Consider the following 22,518-nt stretch of genomic DNA (forward strand, 5'->3'; position numbering starts at 1 on the left):
AGGAGAAAGATGGATAGACATTTTTTTGAGAAACGCTGTCACTATAGTATAAGAAAATTTGCAATCGGTGCAGCCTCCGTTATGATTGGTGCTAGTATCTTTGGCGCCAATATGGTTCAGGCGGCAGAAACAGCAACACCTTCAGAGACAGAGGGAAGTATTACTCATGTTCAAGCCTTGGATAAGTTACCAGATGATTTAGCCGCTGCGCTTGAAAAGGCGGATGCAGAAGCTACAACAGAAACAAGTCATGAAGAAACTCCAGCGACTGATGAGGGAACCAATCCTGCAGCAAGTGAAGAGGCAAAACCAGAGACAAGTCCTGCAAGTCCCAAGCCAGCAGAAACGCCCAAACCGGTTGAAACACCAAAGGCAGACAATCAACCTGCGGAAACCACTACACCAGCAGAAAAACCAGCTGAAAAGACAATCGAAGATAGAGAAGATGTCAACCATCTCGAGGGTGCTACTGCCCAGGTGAGCAACCATGAGACTGGGACAAACTTTACTGCAGATAAGGCCATTGATGGAGATGACAATACTCGTTGGGCAACAGATAGAGATGTACCAAAACCAACCTTCGAATTAACTCTTCCAAAAACTACCCTCATCAAGCATGTAGAAATAGACTGGGATCGTCGTCTTCGTAATGGGCAAAATGATCCCAATATCAAATCTTGGAGTCTCTACTACGCAGGTCAAGAAGACGTGGGCGCTAACGGAGAAAAACAATGGAAACTCGCTCATACCAAAACCGGAGAACCTGTTTTAGACGAGAAAGTTGACCTAGCTGACAGTATCCAAGCTAAGTACCTCAAATTGGAGGTCAATGATTACCAAGCTGGCACAATGGGTTGGAGAAATGTTGGAATCCAAGAAATTCGAGCTTATTCAAACGTTCCGGACCATAGTAAGGTAACGGATATCCGCCAAGTAACCGAACTAACAGTAGCAGAAGACGGACAGTCGCTTGTTCTACCAACTTTACCAGGGAAAGTTAGCCTTATAGGAAGCAACAAGCAAGGTGTGATTGACCTTCAAAATCACATCTATAAGCCTTTGACAGACCAACGCGTTAAGGTTATGGTGCAGCAAATCAAAGACAGCCATACTTTCACTAAGGAATTTGAAGTAGTCATCAAGGGTCTACATCAGGACGAGGGTGTAGGTGTCAAACCAAAAGTAGCACCAGCTGTTCAACAATGGTATGGGAAAGAAGGCCAATCTTCTATCACTTCAGATACAGTCCTTGCGACAGGAGATTCAGGATTTGATCAGGCAGCAACCTTCTACCAGTCAGACCTTGCCAGCCGTGGATTGGAACTAGCAACAGGTGACAAGCAAGCTCAAAAACGAATCGAATTTAAAAAGGTTGAAAACAAGGGTTATGGTAAAGAAGGGTATGGCATCACTATCCAAAATGATGTGATTACCATCGAAGCTGCCACAAACACAGGAGCCTTCTACGCCACTCGTACTCTTCTTCAAATGGGAGAAAGTAACCTCCAAAATGGCGAAATTCGTGATTTCCCAAGCTTCAGTCACCGTGGCTTTATGCTAGATACAGGTCGTAAATTTATCCCTTATGACACCCTTGTAGACATCATGCTCAACATGGCTTACTACAAGATGAATGACTTGCAGTTGCACCTCAACGATAACTATATCTTCCTAAAGGAACACTTGGCAGGTAAGAATCTAACACAAGAAGAAGAGCTTAAGTATGTTCTAGAACATGCTAAGACAGGTTTCCGTGTGGAGACAGACATTGTCGGTAAGAATGGACAAAAACTGACATCAGACGAGCATTATACCAAGGAAGAAATGCAAAATCTGATTAAACTTGCTAAGGCCTTGCATATCAACCTAGTTCCAGAAATTGACACGCCAGGTCATGCTTTATCATTTGTCAAAGTCCGTCCAGATCTCATGTATCAAGGTAGTCTGAGCGATTACAGAGGTAAACATAACGTAGAACGCGTAGCCATGCTCGACCTAGATAATAAATACGATGAAACGCTAGCTTTTGTCAAATCAGTTTATGACAAACTCCTCGATGGTCCAGATGCACCACTTCATGGGGTATCCACTGTTCATATCGGAACGGATGAATACTATGGCAGCAGAGAAAGTTATCGTCGCTATGTCAATGACCTTATCAAATACATTAAAGGAAAAGGCTATACCCCTCGTATCTGGGGTTCGCTCAGTGCGAAACGAGGGAACACCCCTGTTGATTGGAACGGAGTAGAAGTTGATATCTGGAGCATCGGATGGCAACGACCAAATGAAGCCATTGCTCAGGGAGCTAAGATTATCAATATCACGGATGTACCGACCTATAGTGTGCCAAGTGGAAGCAATAGTCAAGCAGCCTACGGGGACTATGCTAACTACGAACGTCAGTACAATAGCTGGACACCAAATGATTTTAGAACAGGTGGAGGTCCACTTCTACCAGCTTCTCATCCAAGTATCCTTGGTGGTGGTCACGCAGTTTGGAATGATAATATCGACCTTCATGAGACAGGTTTGACCTCTTATGATATCTTCAAACGCTTCTTCAAGAGCATGCAAACCACTGCAGAACGCACCTGGGGATCTGACCGTGCAGCTGCGACCTTTGCAGAACGCACCCTACCAACGAGCCCTTATGCGCCACAGTCAAATCCTGATAAAGAGATTGATCAAAGCGACTTGTTTACCATCAATTCTGAAACAGTCAAGAACTATGCAAGTAAGAAAGTGAAGGCAAGCGAACAGGGATTGGCTTTTGAGAAAGATAGCAGTATCGAAGGCTTGGCTGGTGATGTTGGTCCAAGTCACGTCTTGAAGTTTGATGTAACTGTCACTGGAGACGGGGAACAAACCTTCTCAACAAGTGGGGACAATCGTATCTATCTAGCTGATAAAGATGGTTATCTTGCTTATCAATTTGAACAGTTCCATATTCAATTCAATAAAAAACTTGAAAAGAACAAACGTTATCAAATCTCTATCGTGACCAAACCACAATCAACCGAAGTCTATGTGGATGGTGAAAAGATTGAGCGTATTGCAAATCCAGCCCACCCTCGCTTTGCCCACAATAGCTTGGTACTACCGCTTGAAAGCATCGGTGGTTTCAAAGGAATCTTGCATAATGCAGAGTTGTCAGACAAACCATTTGTAAATCCTCGTTTGATTTCAAATGATAAGATTACAGCAACCGCAAGCAGTCAGCAACTTCCAGGAAGCGCGACTGAAGGCGCTGTTGAAAAGGCCTTTGACAATGATCCAAATACCTTCTGGCATACTAAATGGACTGGTGACACTGCGCCATACACTCTTACTATGACCTTGAAAGAAGCAGAAAAAGTCAATGGCTTGACTTATCTCCCACGCCCAGGTGGTGGAAATGGTGTTGTGACGCGCTACGAAATCTACGCACAAAAAGATGGCCAAATGGTCAAGGTTTCAGAAGGAAACTGGGACAACAACGCCCAAGAAAAAACAGTCAACTTTGCGGCGGTAGATACCAATAAGATTGAGTTGAAAGTATTGGAAGGCGTTGGTGGTTTTGCAAGTGCAGCTGAAGTTCATCTATTAAAACCTGTGAAAGAAGAGCAAGAAACGCCTGCACCAAGTCAACCAGAAAAACCAACTACACCTGAAAAACCAAATGTAGACCAAACTGGTGATGGAACAGTTGAATTGGCAGCTCAATTCACTGCAAGTAAACCAGCTAGCGAAGACAGCATTGTGGCTGCCAGCAAGAGCGCAGACTATCTCAAGAAAGAGTACAAGGTCTTCCCAACTCCACAAAAAGTAACCTATGGCGAAGGTGTTACAGCCCTTCGCAAGCAAGTCAATCTGGTCATGGGCGATCAACTCGATATCTATACTCGCAATCGCTTGAAGAGTGTCTTGCAGGACAATCAAGTATCTTATACAACTGGTAAGGCAGCAATCGCTGGTGCAACCAATATCTATCTTGGAGTGCACGGACAAGGTTCACAAGCAGAGCAAAACTTGTCCAATGTTTCAGCAGGTCTCTTTGACAAGATTGACGCCTATGTCTTGAGCATCAAGGATAACTCGATTTCCATCGTCGGAAAAGATACAGATGCGGTCTTCTATGGTTTGACAACCTTGAAACACATGCTCAAGGAAAGCCAAGTGCCAGTCCTTCGCAATGTGACAGTAGAAGATTACGCAGAGCTCAAGAACCGTGGTTTCATAGAAGGTTACTATGGAAATCCATGGTCGAATGCCGATCGTGCAGAGCTCATGCGTTACGGCGGCGATTTGAAATTGAACCAATACTTCTTTGCACCAAAAGATGATCCATACCACAACAAGAAATGGCGTGAACTCTATCCAGAAGAAAAACTAGCTGAAATCCGTGAACTTGCTCGTGTCGGAAATCAAAGTAAAACTCGCTATGTCTGGACTATCCATCCATTCATGAACAACCGCATCCGCTTTGGCAATGAAGCGCATTACCAAGAAGATTTGGCAACCATCAAGGCTAAATTTACCCAGTTGATGAAAGTGGGTGTCCGCGAATTTGGTATCCTTGCAGATGATGCTCCAAGCCCAGTCGGAGGCTACAATAGCTACAACCGCTTGATGCAAGATATGACCAAGTGGTTGACTGAAATGCAGGGAACTTACAGCGGTCTTCGTAAAGAAATGATCTTTGTTCCTGGCCAGTATTGGGGTAATGGACGTGAGGATGAGTTGAAATCCCTCAATGAAAATCTCCCAAGTTCAACATCTATGACCTTGACGGGTGGTAAGATTTGGGGTGAAGTCTCTGAAAGCTTCCTTTCAACTCTCAAGAACAATCTATCCGCAGGTGGCAAGACTTATCGCCCAGTTTCACTTTGGATTAACTGGCCTGTAACAGATAACTCTAAACAACACTTGATTCTAGGTGGTGGTGAGAAATTCCTTCATCCAAATGTAGATCCAAGCTTGCTATCTGGTATCATGTTGAACCCAATGCAACAGTCTGAACCATCTAAGATTGCCCTCTTTTCAGGAGCTCAATACTCGTGGAAACAGTGGAAATCAGAAGAAGAAGCTAAGAAAATCAATGACATTGCCTTCAACTTTGTAGAAAATGGTCATTTTGAAGATAGCAAGGTATCAGCAGCCTTCCGCGAACTTGGTAAGCACATGATCAATCAAAACATGGATAATCGTGTCGTCAAACTGGAAGAATCAGTTGAATTGGCTCCAAAATTGACAGACTTCATGACCAAGCTCAAAGCAGGTAAGGATGTGACTGCCGAACGTACAGCCTTGCGTGCAGAATTTGCCAAGATTAAAGAAGCAGCCGAACTCTATAAAGCATCAGGCGATAAAAAAATGGTCGCCCAAATCCATTATTGGTTGGATAATGCAATCGATCAAATGAATGCTCTCGATGCCTTCCTTACAGGAACTGAAGCCATGGCTACAAACGATGCAGCCAAACTTTGGGATAGCTACTATAAAGGTTTGAAATTGTACGAACAGTCTCAAACTCACACTTTCCATTATGTAGACCATATGGAAAAAGCTGAATTGGGTGTTCAACATATTCGTCCATTTATCCTATCCTTGAAAGAAGTTCTAGCGTCTGAAGTTCAAAAAGTCTTGCATCCAGACCAAATCATCAGCACCTTTATCACCAATCGAACAGGTGTAGAAGGTGGTTTGGCAGAAGTGACGGATGGCGACTTGGCAACCCATGCGATTATTAAATCACCAAACAGTATCAAGACAGGTGATTATATCGGTATGAAATTCAACAAGCCGGTATCAATCCAAACCTTGACCTTTGCAATGGGAACGCAGGCAAATCCACGTGATACCTTTAGTAAGGCAGAAGTGCAGTATCAAGATGAAAATGACAATTGGGTAACCTTGAAAGAGCCAAGTTATGTCGGAAATGAATCCCTTCTTAAGTTTGAAAATCTCAATATCAAGGCTAAGGCAGTTCGCATGATTGCGACAGAGAATCGCGAGAACACCTGGTTTGCAGTTCAGGAAATTGCAGTTAACCGTCCAGTTGAAAAAGCTCGTAGCCAACAAGCAACGACAGTTAGTCTAAGCTCAAACTTAGTTTACAAACTAAATACCTCAGCCCGTCAAATCACTGATGGCAAGGACAATACAGAAGCCATGATGGCAAACGCTGACGGTAGCAATACCACTCCAGTAGATGCTTGGGCACAACTTGACCTCGGTGAAGTCAAGTCAGTCACTAAAGTTCGCCTTCGCCAAGGAACGGGTGATAAGCTTGCTGCAGGTGTACTTGAGTACTCTACAGATGGAACTGCATGGCAAGAGTTGGATCGCCTATCAGGAGAGCAAACCAAGGAAGTGACCAGAGCGATCAATGCTCGTTACATCCGAGTCCGCAATACCAAGGCTCTCGACCTCTGGTGGCGTATCCAGAACTTCTCTGTTGAGACACGCTCTGGAAATAGTGAGTTAACAGACACCAACGTGGAATCATTGAAGGAAACGCCGGTAGTGGATAGCTTAGGCAGTTACGAGCTTCAAATTCCAGCTGGAACCAAACTCCCTGCTCATAGCTATCTAGGTATGAAGCTTGACCGTATCCATCAGATCAAGAGCATCCAGCACCAAGGCCAAGTCAATCCAGCTCTTAGCCTTGAGTACTCTGCAAATGCGCAAGAATGGACGCCGGCTAGCCAGTTGACAGACAGAACTGTCGCAACCCACTTGGTTCGTTATGTGCGTCTGGTCAATAAAACAGATCAGGAACAAGCTGTGACAGCCACTTCTTTCCTTGTGACAACCAAAGAAGTGCAACCGACCAAACTAGAATCTACAACTATGGGAATTCACCCAACATACGGAAGCAATGATGTTCGTAAACTGAACAACCTAGATCAACTATTTGACGGTGTTTACAACAACTTCGTTGAGTTTTCAGACTACGCCCATAAAGATGGTCACGTAACCTTGAAACTTGGTAGCGAACGTACCATCAAGAAGATTAGAGCTTACATCCAAGACGGAACTCAAAACTATCTTCGTGATGGTAAGATTCAAGTCAGCCAAGATGGTAAAACTTGGACAGATGTCGTGACAGTAGGAGATGGTGTGGCCAATAGCCAACACGATGATTCATTGACAGATGGTTGGACACATGATTCTAAGATGCCAGGAAATCGCTACATCGAAGGTGAATTGACGACACCAGTCAAAGCTAACTATCTCCGTGTCCTCTATACGGCAGACTATGATGCCCGTTTTGTAGGTTTTACAGAATTGGTCATCAACGATGGTGAATTTGTCAAACCAAACAATGATCCAACAGTAGAAGGAAGTAGTGGAGAAAGCCAAGGCAACCTTTATAATAATCTTGTAGACGGCAAAGTCTTGACCAGCTACAAGTCTGAAAAAGACAAGGGCGAATTGGTGTATCACTTGTCTGAGCCAACTAATGCCAACCATCTTCGTCTTGTCTCTAGTCTTCCTGAAGGAGCGAAAGCACGCATTCTTGCTAGAACACTCAAGGATGGTCAAGACAGCTGGACAGACCTTGGTGCCATTACATCTAGTCTCCAAACCTTCGCTATCCGAAATGGTGGCTCTCTTCTAGACGTCAAATTAGCCTGGGAAGGTGGCAAGGCCGAGTTTTATGAATTGGCGAGCTTCTATCAAGAATTAACAGAAGAACCGGTTCAATCAAGTAAGGGTGAAGAGCCAGCACCCGTTCTTGAGGTTCCTGAATTCACAGGTGGTGTGAATGCGGTTGAAGCGGCAGTGCATGAGGTACCAGAATACACAGGCCCACTTGGAACAGCCGGAGACCAAGCCGCTCCAACTGTAGAGAAACCTGAGTTCAAGGGCGGTGTCAATGCAGTTCAAGCCTTGGTACATGAGCTTCCAGAGTACACGGACCCAGTAGCAACAGTAGGCGACCAACCCGCTCCGACAGTAGAGAAGCCTGAGTTTAAGGGTGGTGTCAATGCAGCTGAAGCCTTGGTACATGAGCTTCCAGAGTACACAGGACCATTATCGACAGTAGGCGATCAAGCCGCTCCAACTGTAGAGAAACCTGAGTTTAAACTTAGCTCTTTAGCTTCCGATCAAGGTAAGACGCCAGATTATAAGCAAGAAATAGCTAGACCAGAAACAGCTGAACAAATCTTGCCAGCAACTGGTGAGAGTCAATCTGATTCGGCCCTCTTCCTAGCAGGTGTTAGCCTAGCCCTATCCGCTCTCTTTGTAGCAAAAACAAAGAAAGACTAGTATTCAACAAAACCTCTTAACAAGATTACAAAATCAGTTTCTCATCTTTTCCAATGAGGTTTATAGTACGCAGAAAGCCTGAGAAGATTTCTTCTCAGGCTTTTGCTAATCATATAAATACGATACTGCTATGAAAAAATCACCCAGAATACTCTGGGTAATAAATGTTATGGTTGTGCTGGTTGCGGATTCTGGTTTTGTTGGCCAGGGGTTGTATTTGATTGTTGCGTATTATTGTTAGGATTGGTAGTCGTACTATTATTTGTGCTTGTATTTGTGCTTGGAGTAGTTGAGCTTGACTGAGAAGTCGAGCTCTCAGATGTTGAGCTAGAACTTTCAGGTGTTGGGGCTTGCTGTGGAGCAGGTGTAGTCCATGTAGAACGAGCACCATTTTTAAAGACAAATTCTCCACCTCTGTAGAGTCCTTCTGGCATAGTCCAGTCACCAGGATGATCATCTTCAGATAGATAAGTTATCATCGAACGGTAAACCTTAGCAGCAACATAGAAGCCATCACCAACGATAGGAGTAAGGCGGTTCGAGTAACCAGTCCAAACGGCCATTGAATATTTACGAGTATAGCCAACGAACATTTCGTCCGGAGCTACATAACCCGTATTTTTAATGTAGTTTTCAATCTCATCATCTGTATAGTTTGACGTACCAGTTTTACCAGCTTGTGGTAGCCAAGGGAGGTAGGCTCCTCGACCAGTTCCGTATGCCAAAACGGTTTTCATCATATCTGTCATCATATAGGCTGTCGTTTCTTTCATAGCACGTGTACCAGAATCAGAGAATTCTTTTGAACTGCCATCACTAAAGACAATCTTATTGATATACATAGGTTTGCGGTAGATACCGCCATTGGCAAAAGCAGCATAAGCCGCAGCCATCTTCTCGCTGCTTGCTCCATACTTTTTGTCAGATTCGGTTGTATTACTTGAAATAGCATTAGCATAGTGTATGCTTGGGTAGTCAATACCGAGTCCATTTAGAAACGTCTTGGCACGATCGAGCCCTACTTTCTCTAGCGTTTCTACAGCCGGTACATTCCGTGATTGCTGGAGAGCATACTGGAGTGTTATGTTTCCAAAGTAACTCTTATCCCAGTCATAGACAGGGGTAGAGGTTCCGGGGTAATTATAAGGACTATCGTGAACAATCGAAGCAGTTGAATCATAAACGCCGTATTCCAAAGCAGGAGCATAGTCTGTAATAGGCTTCATGGTAGAACCCCAGTCACGGTTAGTTTCTACAGCCTGGTTTATTCCAAAGGAAACGTTACTTGATTGGTGGCGAGCACCTAATTGGGCAATGACTTTCCCGTTTGTGACATCAACGATAGTAGAGGCCACCTGTAACTCATCATCTGGATAGTTGACATACTCGTCCGTATTGTAAATATCCCAGAGACGTTGTTGGACCTTAGAATCAACGTTTGTGTAGACTTCCATACCCGTAGTTAAAAGGTTGTAACCTGTTTCCTGTTCAACTTGGTCAATCACCTCTTTGAGGTAATTATCCATGTATGGAGGATAACTGTTAGCTGATTTTAGGCTTTGAAGTCCATCTGTAATCGGAGTATTAATCGCTTTTTCGTATTGTTCGGCTGTAATGTAACCTTGCCCCTTCATCTCAGAGAGGACGAGATTACGGCGTTCTTGGGCGGCTTCCGGATGCGAGTATGGATCATACTGGTTTGGAGCCTGAGGCATTCCGGCAAGGAGGGCCAATTGAGGGATACTCAAATCTTTGAGGTCTTTGCCATAGTAACTTTGAGCAGCCGTTTGCATTCCGTAGTTCCCGTTTGACATGTAAACCTTGTTGATGTAGTAGGTCAAGATTTCTTGTTTAGTCGCTTTTTGTTCTAGCTGGACGGCGAGCCATGCTTCCTGAGCCTTACGAGAAAGGGTTTGGTCAGAAGTTGACGTAGAGAAATAGGTTAACTTGATCAACTGCTGCGTCAAAGTTGAAGCTCCTTGAAGGCCTCCGCCACCACGAAGATTTCGTAGGGTAGCACCTAGGATACGGATAGTATCGATTCCTCGGTGATTAAAGAAGCGATGGTCTTCAATCGAAACAATAGCGTTGACCAAATCGGTCGGTATTTCGTTTGCTTGCGCATTGACTCGACGTTCTGATCCAAGATCAGCGATGAGTTCATCGTTATTGTCATAAATTTTGCTGGACGTTGTAGCGACCAGTTTACTTTCAGATAGGGCTGGAGCATTGCTAACATAGTAGAGAAAGAGACCTCCGCCCAGCATAATAGCTGCGATAAATACAGTTAAGAAGCAGATACTGATATATTTAGCTATTCGCAGGATAGTTTGTTTGTTCATCTTGTTTTACCACCTAGTAAATGTTCTTTGATAATATCGAGATAGGGAATCTGGGGAAAGGCACCCAGCTCAATCCTGTATCCATTTTCTCGAATATATCCAAGTGGCATTGACTTTTGTCCCTTATCTTGATGATAGAAACGAATCAGGTCAACAGCCGGCAATAAATAAGTTTCTTGCTGAGAAGCAAAGTGAAGAAGGACAAAGCAGATTCCTCGCTGGGCAAGGACCTGTTCCATATGCTGAATCTGATGGTGATGGAAATTCTTCATCGGAATCGCATGTTTTTGCCTAGTTTCCTTTGCTTCAAAGTCGATGTAATATCCATCATAAACCCCTGAATAGTCTGTGGTTGAAGCTTGTCTGAAGTAGGCTTCAACGATCTTGGCTCGACTTCGTTGGGGATAATCGACACGTACGATTTGGATGGGAGTCGGTTTCTTGTGAATCACTGCTAACCCATGCGACAAGTAATAATCGTTCGTAGCATTAATCATCTTTTCAAAAGACATTCCCCGATTTGCGAAATTTTTAGTTTGTGACGGGGGAGCTAGTCTCTTCTGTGATGAAATTTTATGTGGATAGTTGACCATAATTCTCCTTATTGGTACAATAACATCACTCTATTATATCATAAATTTACAAAGAAAGGGTTAAAAATGACAACAGCCTTGATTTCAGGTTATTCTGCCTTCGACCTTGGTCTCTTTAATGACAAGGATATTCGCGTTGATATTATCAAAACAGCTATTCGGAGAGACCTGGAGCGTCTAGCAGAGGAAGGGGTGACCTGGCTTGTCTTTACTGGGGCTCTGGGCTTTGAGTACGGGGTACTTCAGGTGGCGAAAGACATGAAAATAGACTATGGATTTCAGCTGGCGACCATTTTTGATTTTGAAACCCATGGTAGTAACTGGAATGAAGCCAATCAAGTGAAGTTGAGCGAATTCAAGCAAGTTGATTTTGTTAAATATGCCTATCCACAATATGAACACAAGGGACAACTACGTGATTATCAGAAATTTTTACTGGAGAACACAGATATTTGCTATCTTTTTTATGATGAAGAAAACAAAACTAAGTTACAATATTTTTACCAAATGATGAAAAATCAAGCGGACTATGTTACAAGGCAATTAACATTTGAGGACTTGAATGAACTAGCAGAAAATTTTTCTGAAAAGTAACCCTTTGACCTTGATTTTTACTTGTCTTTTTTTATATAATAATACTAGTAACCCAGAATGGAGAGAGACATGGCAAGTATTATATTTTCAGCGAAAGATATTTTTGAACAAGAATTTGGACGTGAAGTACGTGGATACAGCAAAGCAGAGGTAGATGAATTCCTCGATGATGTGATTAAGGATTATGAAACCTACGCAGCTTTGGTCAAATCCCTTCGTCAAGAGATTGCCGATTTGAAGGAAGAATTATCTCGTAAACCACAGGTGGCTCCAACTCAACCAGACTCTATTGAAGTAACAGCTTCTACTTCAATGACAAACTTTGATATTTTGAAACGCTTAAATCGTCTCGAAAAAGAAGTATTTGGTAAGCAAATCTTAGACAACCAAGATTGATAATTGACTAAGGAATGAGTGCAATTTTTGGATAATCGCGTGAAGAGGTTCTCTTTTCATGAGGAAAGTCCATGCTAGCACAGGCTGTGATGCCTGTAGTGTTTGTGCTAGGCGAATCCATAAGCCTAGGGACGAGTGATCGTTACGGCAGTCGAAATGGCTAAGTCTTCGGATAGGTCAGAATAGGCTTGAAAGTGCCACAGTGACGGAGTCTTTCTGGAAACGGAGAGAGTGGAACGCGGTAAACCCCTCAAGCTAGCAACCCAAATTTTGGTCGGGGCATGGAGTGCACGGAAACGAACGTAGTACTCTGACTGCTGGCAGCTTCATGCTGTTAGCGGTAGACAGATGATTATCGAAGGAAGTGGTCCTAGTCACTTCTGGAACAAAACATGGCTTATAGAAAATTGCATATAGGTTGGGGCTGAGAAATCTTTCTCAACCTCATTTTTTAAAGTGAACAAGAGAAAGGTCTTGCAAGACTAGAAATGAAAGAACAATTTAATTTAATCGCAACTGCTGCGGCGGGTCTTGAGGCTGTCGTTGGACGTGAGGTGCGAGATCTTGGTTATGATTGTCAGGTTGAAAATGGGCGTGTCCGCTTCCAAGGAGATGTGAAGGCAATCATTGAGACCAATCTTTGGCTTCGCGCAGCGGATCGCATCAAGATTGTAGTCGGAAGTTTTCCAGCTAAGACTTTTGAAGAGCTTTTTCAAGGCGTTTTTGCTCTAGATTGGGAAAACTATCTCCCGTTAGGAGCACGTTTCCCGATTTCAAAGGCCAAATGTGTTAAGTCTAAACTTCATAACGAGCCCAGTGTTCAGGCTATTTCTAAGAAAGCTGTCGTGAAGAAATTACAAAAACACTATGCCCGCCCAGAAGGAATTCCCTTGATGGAAACTGGTCCTGAGTTTAAGATTGAGGTATCTATTCTGAAAGATGTGGCAACTGTCATGATTGACACGACAGGTTCTAGCCTTTTTAAACGAGGTTATCGTACGGAAAAGGGTGGAGCGCCAATCAAGGAAAATATGGCAGCGGCCATTTTACAACTATCTAACTGGTATCCAGACAAGCCCTTGATTGATCCGACCTGTGGTTCAGGAACTTTCTGTATCGAGGCGGCTATGATTGCCAGAAAGATGGCACCAGGCCTTCGCTGTTCCTTTGCTTTTGAGGAATGGAACTGGGTCAGCAATCGGTTAATCCAAGAGGTCCGTACTGATGCTGCTAAGAAAATTAATTGTGAGATAGAACTGGATATCATGGGCTGTGATATTGATGCTCGTATGGTAGAAATTGCCAAGGCAAATGCCCAAGCAGCAGGTGTTGCAGGAGATATCACCTTTAAACAAATGCGGGTACAAGATTTGCGCACTGACAAGATCAATGGCGTTATCATTTCCAATCCACCATATGGGGAGCGTTTGTCCGATGATGCAGGAGTTACGAAACTTTATGCTGAGATGGGACAGGTCTTTGCACCACTGAAAACCTGGAGTAAGTTTATCCTGACGAGTGATGAAGCTTTTGAAAGTAAGTACGGAAGTCCAGCGGATAAAAAGCGAAAACTCTATAACGGGACCTTAAAAGTAGATTTGTATCAATACTTTGGTCAGCGTGTGAAACGCCAAGAGGTAAAATAGAAAGGTAAAGTCATGAGCAAGAAAAGACATGATCGTCATAAAAAAGAACAGCAAGAGCCACAATTCGACTTTGACGAAGCAAAAGATTTGACTGTTGGTCAAGCAATTCGTAAGAATGAGGAGGTTGAGGCTGGAGTATTGCCTGAAGACAATATCTTGGACAAATACATCAAACAGCACCGCGAAGAGATCGAGGCAGATAAGTTCGAAACTCGTCAGTTTGAAAAAGAAGAGTTGGCTTCTACTCAAAACTTAGAGGAATTGATCCAAGAAGTTCGTGAAACAAGTGAACTTTCTGGAGAGGTAGAAGAGTCAGATGTAGTTATTGAGAAATCTATTGAAGAGATAGACAATGAAGAAACTACTCAGTTTGTTCCCCCACTTCAAGATGAAGAAAGTGCTGAAATAGAGCCTCTTATTTTAACAGAAACAGCATCCAAGGAAATGAATGAGGAAAATGAGGAACAAGAAGAAACCTATACTTCCCTATCACGATCAGTACAGACGGAACCTGAAACAGGCCCTAAAAAGAAACGTGTGATTACCATCGTTTCTGTGGTAGCTGCAATTCTTGTTCTTGCTGGGACGTATTATGTTTACCGTCAGGTATCTCGTTCGAACCAAGAAATCCAGTCTTCTCAATCATCCTCAGGAAATCAAGAATCGCAAGAGTTCAATACGCTTTATGATTCCTTCTATACGGATGCCAATAAGACTGCTTTAAAAAATAGCCAGTTCGATAAGTTGAGCCAGCTAAAAATCTTGCTAGATAAGTTAGAAGGTAGCCGTGATTACACACTAGCTAAGTCAAAATACGATAGCCTAGCAACTCAAATCAAGGCCATTCAAGATGTCAATGCCCTCTTTGAAAGTCCAGCTATTACTGATGGTGTCTTGGATACCAATGCTAAAGCCAAGGCGGATGCTAAGTTCACGGAAGTTAAAACGGGAAATACAGAGCTTGATAAACTGTTAGCTCAGGCGATTAGCCTTGGTAAGAGTCAACAAACAGCTCCTTCAAGTTCTAGCACGAGTCAAGCAAGCTCAAGTTCAGCTACAGAAAGCAGTGCAAGTAGTACGACACCTTCAACAAGTACCACAGCACCAGCTAGAGATACAAATGGTGGTTTATCTGGCGATGGGGTTAATCTTCAAAGAAGTGTTAGTCGTGTACCCTACAACCAATCAGCTGTAGACGATAGCAATAACCCTGCTTGGACGTTTGCAGATGGTGTATTGGAACAAATCCTAGCAACCTCACGTGCTCGTGGCTATATCACTGGCAACCAATACATTCTCGAACGTGTCAATATTGTAAACGGAAACGGCTATTACAACCTTTACAAACCAGATGGAACCTATCTTTTCACTCTTAACTGTAAGACTGGATACTTTGTCGGTAATGGAGCTGGTCACGCAGATGATTTGGATTACTAGGAGTCCGTTACAAAATTCTTTCCTTTCATAGGTAAAAATGATAAAATAAAACATATTAAACAAGAGGAGTGTCACATGACAAAAGCTAACTTTGGTGTCGTTGGTATGGCCGTAATGGGTCGTAACCTTGCCCTAAATATCGAATCTCGTGGTTATACAGTTGCCATTTACAACCGTAGTAAAGAAAAAACAGAAGACGTAATTGCCTGCCATCCTGAAAAGAACTTTGTGCCAAGCTATGACGTTGAAAGCTTTGTAAACTCAATCGAAAAACCTCGTCGTATCATGCTGATGGTTCAAGCTGGACCTGGTACAGATGCAACTATCCAAGCTCTTCTTCCACACCTTGATAAGGGTGATATCTTGATTGATGGAGGAAACACTTTCTACAAAGATACCATCCGTCGTAATGAAGAACTAGCAAACTCAGGGATCAACTTTATCGGTACTGGAGTTTCTGGTGGTGAAAAAGGTGCCCTTGAAGGTCCTTCTATCATGCCTGGTGGACAAAAAGAAGCCTACGAATTGGTTGCGGATGTTCTTGAAGAAATCTCAGCTAAAGCACCAGAAGATGGCAAACCATGTGTGACTTACATCGGTCCTGATGGAGCTGGTCACTATGTGAAAATGGTCCACAACGGTATCGAGTATGGTGACATGCAATTGATCGCAGAAAGCTATGACTTGATGCAACACTTGCTTGGCCTTTCTGCAGAAGACATGGCTGAAATCTTTACTGAGTGGAACAAAGGTGAATTGGACAGCTACTTGATCGAAATCACAGCTGATATCTTGAGCCGTAAAGATGATGAAGGTCAAGATGGACCAATCGTAGACTATATCCTTGATGCTGCAGGAAACAAAGGAACTGGTAAATGGACTAGCCAATCAGCACTTGACCTTGGTGTGCCATTGTCACTGATCACTGAGTCAGTATTTGCCCGCTACATCTCTACATACAAAGAAGAGCGTGTACATGCTAGCAAGGTCCTTCCAAAACCAGCTGCCTTCAAGTTTGAAGGTGACAAGGCGGAGTTGATCGAAAAGATCCGTCAAGCCCTTTACTTCTCAAAAATCATCTCATACGCACAAGGTTTCGCCCAATTGCGTGTAGCTTCTAAAGAAAATAACTGGAACTTGCCATTTGCGGACATCGCATCTATCTGGCGTGATGGCTGTATCATCCGTTCTCGTTTCTTGCAAAAGATCACAGACGCCTACAACCGTGATGCAGACCTTGCAAACCTTCTCTTGGATGAGTACTTCTTGGATGTTACTGCTAAGTACCAACAAGCAGTGCGTGATATCGTAGCTCTTGCTGTTCAAGCAGGTGTACCAGTGCCAACCTTCTCAGCAGCCATCACTTACTTTGATAGCTACCGTTCAGCTGACCTTCCTGCTAACTTGATCCAAGCACAACGTGACTACTTTGGTGCCCACACTTACCAACGTAAAGACAAAGAAGGAACATTCCACTACTCTTGGTATGACGAAAAATAAGTAGGTCTGCCATGGGGAAACGGATTTTATTACTTGAGAAAGAACGAAATCTAGCTCATTTTCTCAGTCTGGAACTTCAAAAAGAGCAATACCGAGTCGATTTGGTAGAGGAGGGGCAAAAAGCCCTCTCCATGGCTCTCCAGACAGATTATGACTTGATTTTACTGAATGCTCGTCTGGGGGATATGACAGCCCAGGATTTTGCAGAGAGGCTTAGTCGGACAAAACCAGCCTCAGTGATCATGGTCTTGGACCATCGCGAAGAATTGCAAGACCAGATTGAGACAATCCAGCGCTTCGCCGTTTCTTACATCTATAAGCCAGTGATTATTGATCAGCTGGTGGCTCGTATTTCAGCGATTTTCCGAGGTCGGGACTTCATTGACCAACACTGTAGTCAGATGAAGGTCCCAACGTCTTACCGCAATTTGCGTATGGATGTAGAACATCATACCGTTTATCGTGGCGAGGAGATGATTGCTCTGACGCGCCGTGAGTATGACCTTTTGGCCACTCTCATGGGAAGCAAGAAGGTCTTGACTCGTGAGCAGTTGTTGGAAAGTGTTTGGAAGTACGAAAGTGCGACAGAGACCAATATCGTGGATGTTTATATCCGTTATCTACGTAGCAAGCTTGATGTAAAAGGTCAAAAAAGCTACATTAAAACCGTGCGTGGTGTCGGTTACACCATGCAAGAATAGAAAGCAGTTGCAGTTTTGTAACTGCTTTTTTTGAGAAGTTTCTATATATTGACATACAATAAAGTCTTTGCTACAATCAGTTATGGAGGAAAGATCTAATGAAAAAATTTAAAATAATGATGCAAGTTGGACTAGCCGTCTTTTTCTTTGCTTTGCTGGCGACAAGCACAGTATTGGCGGATGATGCTTATTCAGAAGGCTGGCAATTTGTCCAAGAAAATGGTAGAACCTACTACAAGAAGGGGGAACTCAAAGAAACCTACTGGCGAGTGATTGATGGTAAGACCTATTATTTCGATCATGTATCAGGAGAGATGGTTGTCGGCTGGCAATATATCCCGTTTCCATCTAAAGGTAGTACAATTGGTCCTTACCCAAATGGTTTAAGATTAGAATATATGCCAATGCCAAAATGGTATTACTTTGGTCAAGATGGGGTACTACAAGAATTTGTTGGCAAGCAAGTTTTAGAAGCAAAAACTGCTACAAATACCAACAAACATCATGGGGAACAATATGATAGTCCAGCAGAGAAACGAGTCTATTATTTTGAAGATCAGCGTAGCTATCACACTTTAAAAACCGGTTGGATTTATGACGAGGGTCATTGGTATTATTTACAGAAGAGTGGTGGCTTTGATGCTCGTATCAACAGTTTAACGGTTGGGGAGCCAGTGCGTGGTTGGGCCAAGGATTATTCTCTTCTATATGATGAAGAGGAAATAAAAGCGGCTCCATGGTACTACCTAGACCCAGAAACTGGCATTATGCAAACGGGTTGGAAACAACTTGGCAATAAGTGGTACTACCTCCGTTCATCAGGAGCCATGGCAACTGGTTGGTACCAGGAAGGCTCAACTTGGTATTATTTAGACGAGCCAAATGGCGATATGAAAACGGGCTGGCAATACCTTGGGAACAAGTGGTACTATCTCCGTTCATCAGGATCTATGGCAACTGGTTGGTATCAGGAAGGTTCGACTTGGTACTACTTACATGCAAGTAATGGAGATATGAAGACAGGCTGGTTCCAGGTCAATGGCAAATGGTACTACGCTTACAGCTCAGGTGCTTTAGCAGTGAATACGACCGTAGAAGGCTATTCGGTCAACTATAATGGCGAGTGGGTTCAATAATGAAAGAGGCGATTGTGAAGGAAACAATCGCTTTTTTTGTGAAAATATAATAAAATAGATAGGAGAAATACTACTGTATGAAATGAGACGGTCTTTTCGTCTGGTTAAAGGAAAACATGACAAAAAAAGTTGGTGTCGGTCAGGCACATAGTAAGATTATTTTAATAGGGGAGCATGCGGTCGTATACGGCTATCCTGCCATTTCCCTGCCTCTCTTAGAGGTGGAGGTGACATGTAAGGTGGTCCCTGCTGAAAGTCCGTGGCGTCTCTATGAGGAGGATACCTTGTCCATGGCGGTTTATGCTTCGCTGGAGTATTTGGATATCAAAGAAGCCTGCATTCGATGTGTGATTGACTCGGCTATCCCTGAAAAACGGGGAATGGGTTCGTCAGCGGCTATCAGCATAGCAGCCATTCGAGCTGTTTTTGACTACTATCAAGCCGACCTGCCTCATGATGTACTAGAAATCTTGGTCAATCGGGCTGAGATGATTGCCCATATGAATCCAAGCGGTTTGGATGCTAAGACCTGTCTCAGTGACCAGCCCATTCGCTTTATCAAGAATGTTGGTTTTACAGAACTTGAGATGAACCTATCTGCCTATTTGGTGATTGCAGATACAGGTGTGTATGGTCATACTCGTGAAGCCATCCAAGTGGTTCAAAGCAAGGGGAAGGATGCTCTGCCGTTTTTGCATGCCCTGGGAGAATTGACCCAGCAGGCAGAAGAGGCAATTAGACGAAAAGATGCTGAGGGACTGGGACAAATCTTCAGTCAAGCGCATTTACATTTAAAAGAAATTGGTGTTAGTAGCCCTGAGGCAGACTCCCTCGTTGAAACGGCTCTGAGCCAGGGTGCTCTAGGTGCCAAGATGAGTGGTGGTGGGCTAGGAGGCTGTATCATAGCCTTGGCAACCAATTTGACTCAAGCTCAAGAACTAGCAGAAAGATTAGAAGAGAAAGGAGCTGTTCAGACATGGATCGAAAGCCTGTAACAGTACGTTCCTACGCAAATATTGCCATTGTCAAATATTGGGGAAAGAAAAAAGAAAAAGAGATGGTTCCTGCTACTAGCAGTATCTCTTTGACTTTGGAAAATATGTACACAGAGACGACTTTGTCGCCTTTACCGACGGATGCGACTGCTGATGCCTTTTATATCAATGGTCAACTTCAGAGTGAGGATGAGCATGCCAAAATGAGCAAAATCATTGACCGTTACCGCCCAGAAGGTGAGGGCTTTGTCCGTATTGATACCCAAAACAACATGCCGACCGCAGCGGGCTTTTCCTCAAGTTCTAGCGGTTTGTCCGCCTTAGTTAAGGCTTGCAATGCCTATTTCAAACTTGGATTGGATAGAAGCCAGTTAGCACAGGAGGCTAAGTTTGCTTCAGGTTCTTCCTCTCGTAGTTTTTATGGACCACTGGGTGCCTGGGACAAGGATAGTGGGGAAATTTACCCCGTTGAGACAGACTTGAAACTAGCTATGATCATGTTGGTGCTAGAAGACAAGAAAAAACCAATCTCTAGCCGAGATGGAATGAAACTTTGTGTGGAAACATCGACGACTTTTGACGACTGGGTGCGTCAGTCTGAGAAGGATTATCAGGAGATGCTGGTTTATCTCAAAGAGAATAACTTTGCCAAGGTTGGGGAATTAACGGAGAGAAATGCCCTTGCTATGCACGCTACGACCAAGACTGCTAGTCCAGCCTTTTCTTATCTAACGGATGCGACTTATGAAGCTATGGACTTTGTCCGCCAGCTTCGTGAGCAAGGGGAAGCCTGCTACTTTACCATGGATGCTGGTCCCAATGTCAAGGTCCTCTGTCAAGAGGAAGACTTGGAGCATTTATCAGAAATCTTCGGTCAACGTTATCGCTTGATTGTGTCGAAAACAAAGGATTTGAGTCAAGATGATTGCTGTTAAAACTTGCGGAAAACTCTATTGGGCGGGTGAGTATGCTATTTTAGAACCAGGTCAGTTGGCCTTAATAAAGGCCATTCCCATCTATATGAGGGGAGAGATTGCCTTTTCTGATAGCTACCGTATTTACTCAGATATGTTTGATTTCGCAGTGGACTTGACGCCAAATCCTGCCTACAGTTTGATTCAAGAAACAATTGCTTTGGTGAATGACTTCCTCGCCGATCGTGGTCAGACTTTGCGACCTTTTTCCCTAGAAATTCATGGCAAAATGGAACGAGAAGGGAAAAAGTTTGGTCTAGGCTCTAGTGGCAGCGTCGTTGTCTTGGTTGTCAAGGCTCTGCTGGCTCTGTATCATCTTTCAATTGATCAGGATCTCTTGTTCAAGCTGGCTAGCGCGGTCTTGCTCAAGCGAGGAGACAATGGCTCTATGGGAGACCTTGCCTGTATTGTGGCGGAGGATTTGGTTCTCTACCAGTCTTTTAATCGCCAGAAGGTGACTATGTGGTTGAAAGAAGAAAACGTGGCGACAGTTTTAGAGCGTGATTGGGGCTTTTCTATCTCGCAAGTGCAACCAGCTCTAGAATGTGATTTCCTAGTGGGATGGACCAAGGAAGTGGCTGTATCAAGTCAAATGGTCCAGCAAATCAAGCAAAACATAGACCAGAATTTTTTAGCTTCCTCAAAAGCAACGGTGTCTGCTTTGGTAGAAGCCTTGGAGCAGGGGAATGCAGAAGAAATCATCAAGCAGGTAGAAACAGCCAGTCAACTTTTAGAAGGTTTGAGCCCAGATATTTACACGCCTTCGCTGAGAGAGTTAAAAATGGCCAGCCAAGGTTTGCAGGCTGTTGCTAAGAGTAGCGGTGCTGGTGGTGGTGACTGTGGTATTGCCTTGAGTTTTGATGAGCAATCAACTGAAACCTTAAAAAACCGTTGGGCCGATCTGGGGATTGAGCTCTTATACCAAGAAAGGATAGGACATGACGACAAATCGTAAGGACGAGCATATCCGCTATGCCCTTGAGCAAAAAAGTTCCTATAATAGCTTTGATGAGGTGGAGTTGATTCATTCTTCCCTGCCTCTTTATGACCTGGATGAGATTGATTTGTCTACAGAATTTGCAGGTCGAAAGTGGGACTTTCCTTTTTATATCAATGCCATGACGGGTGGGAGCGAAAAAGGTAAAGAAATCAATCAAAAACTGGCTCAGGTGGCAGAAGCCTGTGGGATTTTATTTGTGACGGGATCTTATAGCGCAGCCCTCAAAGATCCAACAGATGACTCTTTTTCTGTCAAATCTAGCCATCCAAATCTCCTCCTAGGAACCAATATTGGCTTGGACAAGCCTGTTGAGTTGGGACTTCAGACTGTAGAAGCGATGAATCCTCTTCTCCTCCAAGTGCATGTTAATGTCATGCAGGAATTACTCATGCCTGAGGGAGAAAGGAAGTTCAGAAGTTGGTATTCGCATCTGGCAGACTACAGCAAGCAAATCCCTGTTCCCATTGTCTTAAAAGAAGTAGGCTTTGGAATGGATGTAAAGACCATCGAGAGAGCCTATGAACTGGGTGTTCGAACGGTTGACCTGTCAGGTCGTGGTGGCACCAGCTTTGCCTATATTGAAAACCGTCGCAGTGGCCAGCGTGATTACCTCAATCAATGGGGCCAGTCCACCATGCAAGCCCTCCTCAATGCCCAAGACTGGAAAGACAAGGTCGAACTCTTAGTCAGTGGAGGTGTTCGGAACCCGCTTGATATGATTAAGTGCCTGGTCTTTGGAGCCAAGGCTGTGGGACTGTCACGTACCGTTCTAGAGTTGATTGAAACCTACTCCGTCGAGGAAGTGATTAGCATCATCCAAGGCTGGAAAGAAGATCTACGTTTGATCATGTGTGCCCTTAATTGTGCTACCATAGCTGATCTGAAAAACGTAGACTACATTTTATATGGAAAACTCAAAGAAGCTAAAGATCAGATGTAGAGATG

At 43.7% G+C, this 22,518-nt stretch carries 14 protein-coding genes and 1 other RNA gene; 13 read left to right on the forward strand and 2 right to left on the reverse strand.

Features of this window, described 5'->3' with window-relative positions; all coding sequences use genetic code 11:
• Window positions 1–9 precede the first annotated feature (9 nt).
• A complete protein-coding gene (locus ATE34_RS00640; RefSeq protein ID WP_084910651.1) occupies window positions 10–8,259 on the forward strand; it encodes an SIALI-17 repeat-containing surface protein in 8,250 nt (2,749 codons plus the stop codon).
• A 167-nt stretch (window positions 8,260–8,426) separates the two neighbouring features.
• Here the strand turns inward: ATE34_RS00640 and pbp1a are convergent, their stop codons facing one another.
• Window positions 8,427–10,601: a penicillin-binding protein PBP1A gene (pbp1a, locus tag ATE34_RS00645; protein WP_001041851.1), complete on the reverse strand. Its 2,175-nt coding sequence runs from the start codon at window positions 10,599–10,601 to the stop codon at window positions 8,427–8,429.
• Window positions 10,598–11,194 carry a Holliday junction resolvase RecU gene (gene recU / locus ATE34_RS00650; protein ID WP_000248754.1) on the reverse strand — a complete coding sequence of 199 codons (597 nt, stop codon included), beginning with the start codon at window positions 11,192–11,194 and terminating at the stop codon, window positions 10,598–10,600. Before recU ends, pbp1a begins: the two co-directional genes overlap by 4 nt.
• A gap of 66 nt (window positions 11,195–11,260) precedes the next feature.
• Here recU and ATE34_RS00655 point away from each other — a divergent pair, with 66 nt between their 5' ends.
• The 12 genes from ATE34_RS00655 (at window position 11,261) to fni (ending at window position 22,513) form a co-directional block, all read left to right on the forward strand.
• Window positions 11,261–11,788 (forward strand): SLOG family protein, encoded by a 528-nt coding sequence (locus ATE34_RS00655; protein WP_084910653.1) that lies wholly within the window; start codon window positions 11,261–11,263, stop codon window positions 11,786–11,788.
• 69 nt (window positions 11,789–11,857) lie between these two features.
• On the forward strand, window positions 11,858–12,184 hold the full coding sequence (gpsB, locus tag ATE34_RS00660) for a cell division regulator GpsB (RefSeq protein WP_000146528.1): 327 nt from the start codon (window positions 11,858–11,860) through the stop codon (window positions 12,182–12,184).
• A gap of 23 nt (window positions 12,185–12,207) precedes the next feature.
• An RNA gene (gene rnpB, locus ATE34_RS00665) (RNase P RNA component class B) lies at window positions 12,208–12,589 on the forward strand.
• An 83-nt stretch (window positions 12,590–12,672) separates the two neighbouring features.
• On the forward strand, window positions 12,673–13,830 hold the full coding sequence (locus ATE34_RS00670; protein ID WP_000662903.1) for a THUMP domain-containing class I SAM-dependent RNA methyltransferase: 1,158 nt from the start codon (window positions 12,673–12,675) through the stop codon (window positions 13,828–13,830).
• Between the two features lie 12 nt (window positions 13,831–13,842).
• Window positions 13,843–15,267 (forward strand): cell division site-positioning protein MapZ, encoded by a 1,425-nt coding sequence (gene mapZ, locus ATE34_RS00675; protein WP_000039113.1) that lies wholly within the window; start codon window positions 13,843–13,845, stop codon window positions 15,265–15,267.
• Between the two features lie 75 nt (window positions 15,268–15,342).
• Entirely contained in the window at window positions 15,343–16,767 is a 1,425-nt protein-coding gene (gene gndA / locus ATE34_RS00680; protein WP_000158772.1) for an NADP-dependent phosphogluconate dehydrogenase, read from the forward strand.
• A gap of 11 nt (window positions 16,768–16,778) precedes the next feature.
• The gene (locus tag ATE34_RS00685; protein WP_000518005.1) at window positions 16,779–17,468 is read left to right on the forward strand and encodes a response regulator transcription factor; all 690 of its coding nucleotides are present in this window, start codon (window positions 16,779–16,781) and stop codon (window positions 17,466–17,468) included.
• Window positions 17,469–17,566: 98 nt separating this feature from the next.
• Window positions 17,567–18,604, forward strand: coding sequence for a choline-binding protein CbpF (gene cbpF, locus ATE34_RS00690; RefSeq protein ID WP_000713619.1), 1,038 nt, complete (start codon window positions 17,567–17,569; stop codon window positions 18,602–18,604).
• 116 nt (window positions 18,605–18,720) lie between these two features.
• On the forward strand, window positions 18,721–19,599 hold the full coding sequence (mvk, locus tag ATE34_RS00695) for a mevalonate kinase (protein WP_000163309.1): 879 nt from the start codon (window positions 18,721–18,723) through the stop codon (window positions 19,597–19,599).
• On the forward strand, window positions 19,581–20,534 hold the full coding sequence (gene mvaD / locus ATE34_RS00700) for a diphosphomevalonate decarboxylase (RefSeq protein ID WP_084910655.1): 954 nt from the start codon (window positions 19,581–19,583) through the stop codon (window positions 20,532–20,534). The genes mvk and mvaD overlap by 19 nt, the downstream gene beginning before the upstream one ends.
• Entirely contained in the window at window positions 20,521–21,528 is a 1,008-nt protein-coding gene (locus ATE34_RS00705; protein WP_084910657.1) for a phosphomevalonate kinase, read from the forward strand. The genes mvaD and ATE34_RS00705 overlap by 14 nt, the downstream gene beginning before the upstream one ends.
• A complete protein-coding gene (gene fni / locus ATE34_RS00710; RefSeq protein ID WP_084910660.1) occupies window positions 21,512–22,513 on the forward strand; it encodes a type 2 isopentenyl-diphosphate Delta-isomerase in 1,002 nt (333 codons plus the stop codon). The genes ATE34_RS00705 and fni overlap by 17 nt, the downstream gene beginning before the upstream one ends.
• Window positions 22,514–22,518: the final 5 nt, after the last annotated feature.

Origin of the sequence: Streptococcus oralis subsp. tigurinus (assembly GCF_002093545.1) — a bacterium.
GTDB lineage: Bacteria > Bacillota > Bacilli > Lactobacillales > Streptococcaceae > Streptococcus > Streptococcus oralis_C.

What these genes read in the sequence shown, in the direction of transcription:
- mvk (WP_000163309.1), top strand. Translation starts at nt 18,721, where the DNA reads ATGACAAAAAAAGTTGGTGTCGGTCAGGCACATAGTAAGATTATTTTA.
- gpsB (WP_000146528.1), top strand. Translation starts at nt 11,858, where the DNA reads ATGGCAAGTATTATATTTTCAGCGAAAGATATTTTTGAACAAGAATTT.
- gndA (WP_000158772.1), top strand. Translation starts at nt 15,343, where the DNA reads ATGACAAAAGCTAACTTTGGTGTCGTTGGTATGGCCGTAATGGGTCGT.
- ATE34_RS00655 (WP_084910653.1), top strand. Translation starts at nt 11,261, where the DNA reads ATGACAACAGCCTTGATTTCAGGTTATTCTGCCTTCGACCTTGGTCTC.
- ATE34_RS00705 (WP_084910657.1), top strand. Translation starts at nt 20,521, where the DNA reads ATGATTGCTGTTAAAACTTGCGGAAAACTCTATTGGGCGGGTGAGTAT.
- recU (WP_000248754.1), bottom strand. Translation starts at nt 11,194, where the DNA reads ATGGTCAACTATCCACATAAAATTTCATCACAGAAGAGACTAGCTCCC.
- ATE34_RS00670 (WP_000662903.1), top strand. Translation starts at nt 12,673, where the DNA reads ATGAAAGAACAATTTAATTTAATCGCAACTGCTGCGGCGGGTCTTGAG.
- cbpF (WP_000713619.1), top strand. Translation starts at nt 17,567, where the DNA reads ATGAAAAAATTTAAAATAATGATGCAAGTTGGACTAGCCGTCTTTTTC.
- mapZ (WP_000039113.1), top strand. Translation starts at nt 13,843, where the DNA reads ATGAGCAAGAAAAGACATGATCGTCATAAAAAAGAACAGCAAGAGCCA.
- ATE34_RS00640 (WP_084910651.1), top strand. Translation starts at nt 10, where the DNA reads ATGGATAGACATTTTTTTGAGAAACGCTGTCACTATAGTATAAGAAAA.
- fni (WP_084910660.1), top strand. Translation starts at nt 21,512, where the DNA reads ATGACGACAAATCGTAAGGACGAGCATATCCGCTATGCCCTTGAGCAA.
- ATE34_RS00685 (WP_000518005.1), top strand. Translation starts at nt 16,779, where the DNA reads ATGGGGAAACGGATTTTATTACTTGAGAAAGAACGAAATCTAGCTCAT.
- pbp1a (WP_001041851.1), bottom strand. Translation starts at nt 10,601, where the DNA reads ATGAACAAACAAACTATCCTGCGAATAGCTAAATATATCAGTATCTGC.
- mvaD (WP_084910655.1), top strand. Translation starts at nt 19,581, where the DNA reads ATGGATCGAAAGCCTGTAACAGTACGTTCCTACGCAAATATTGCCATT.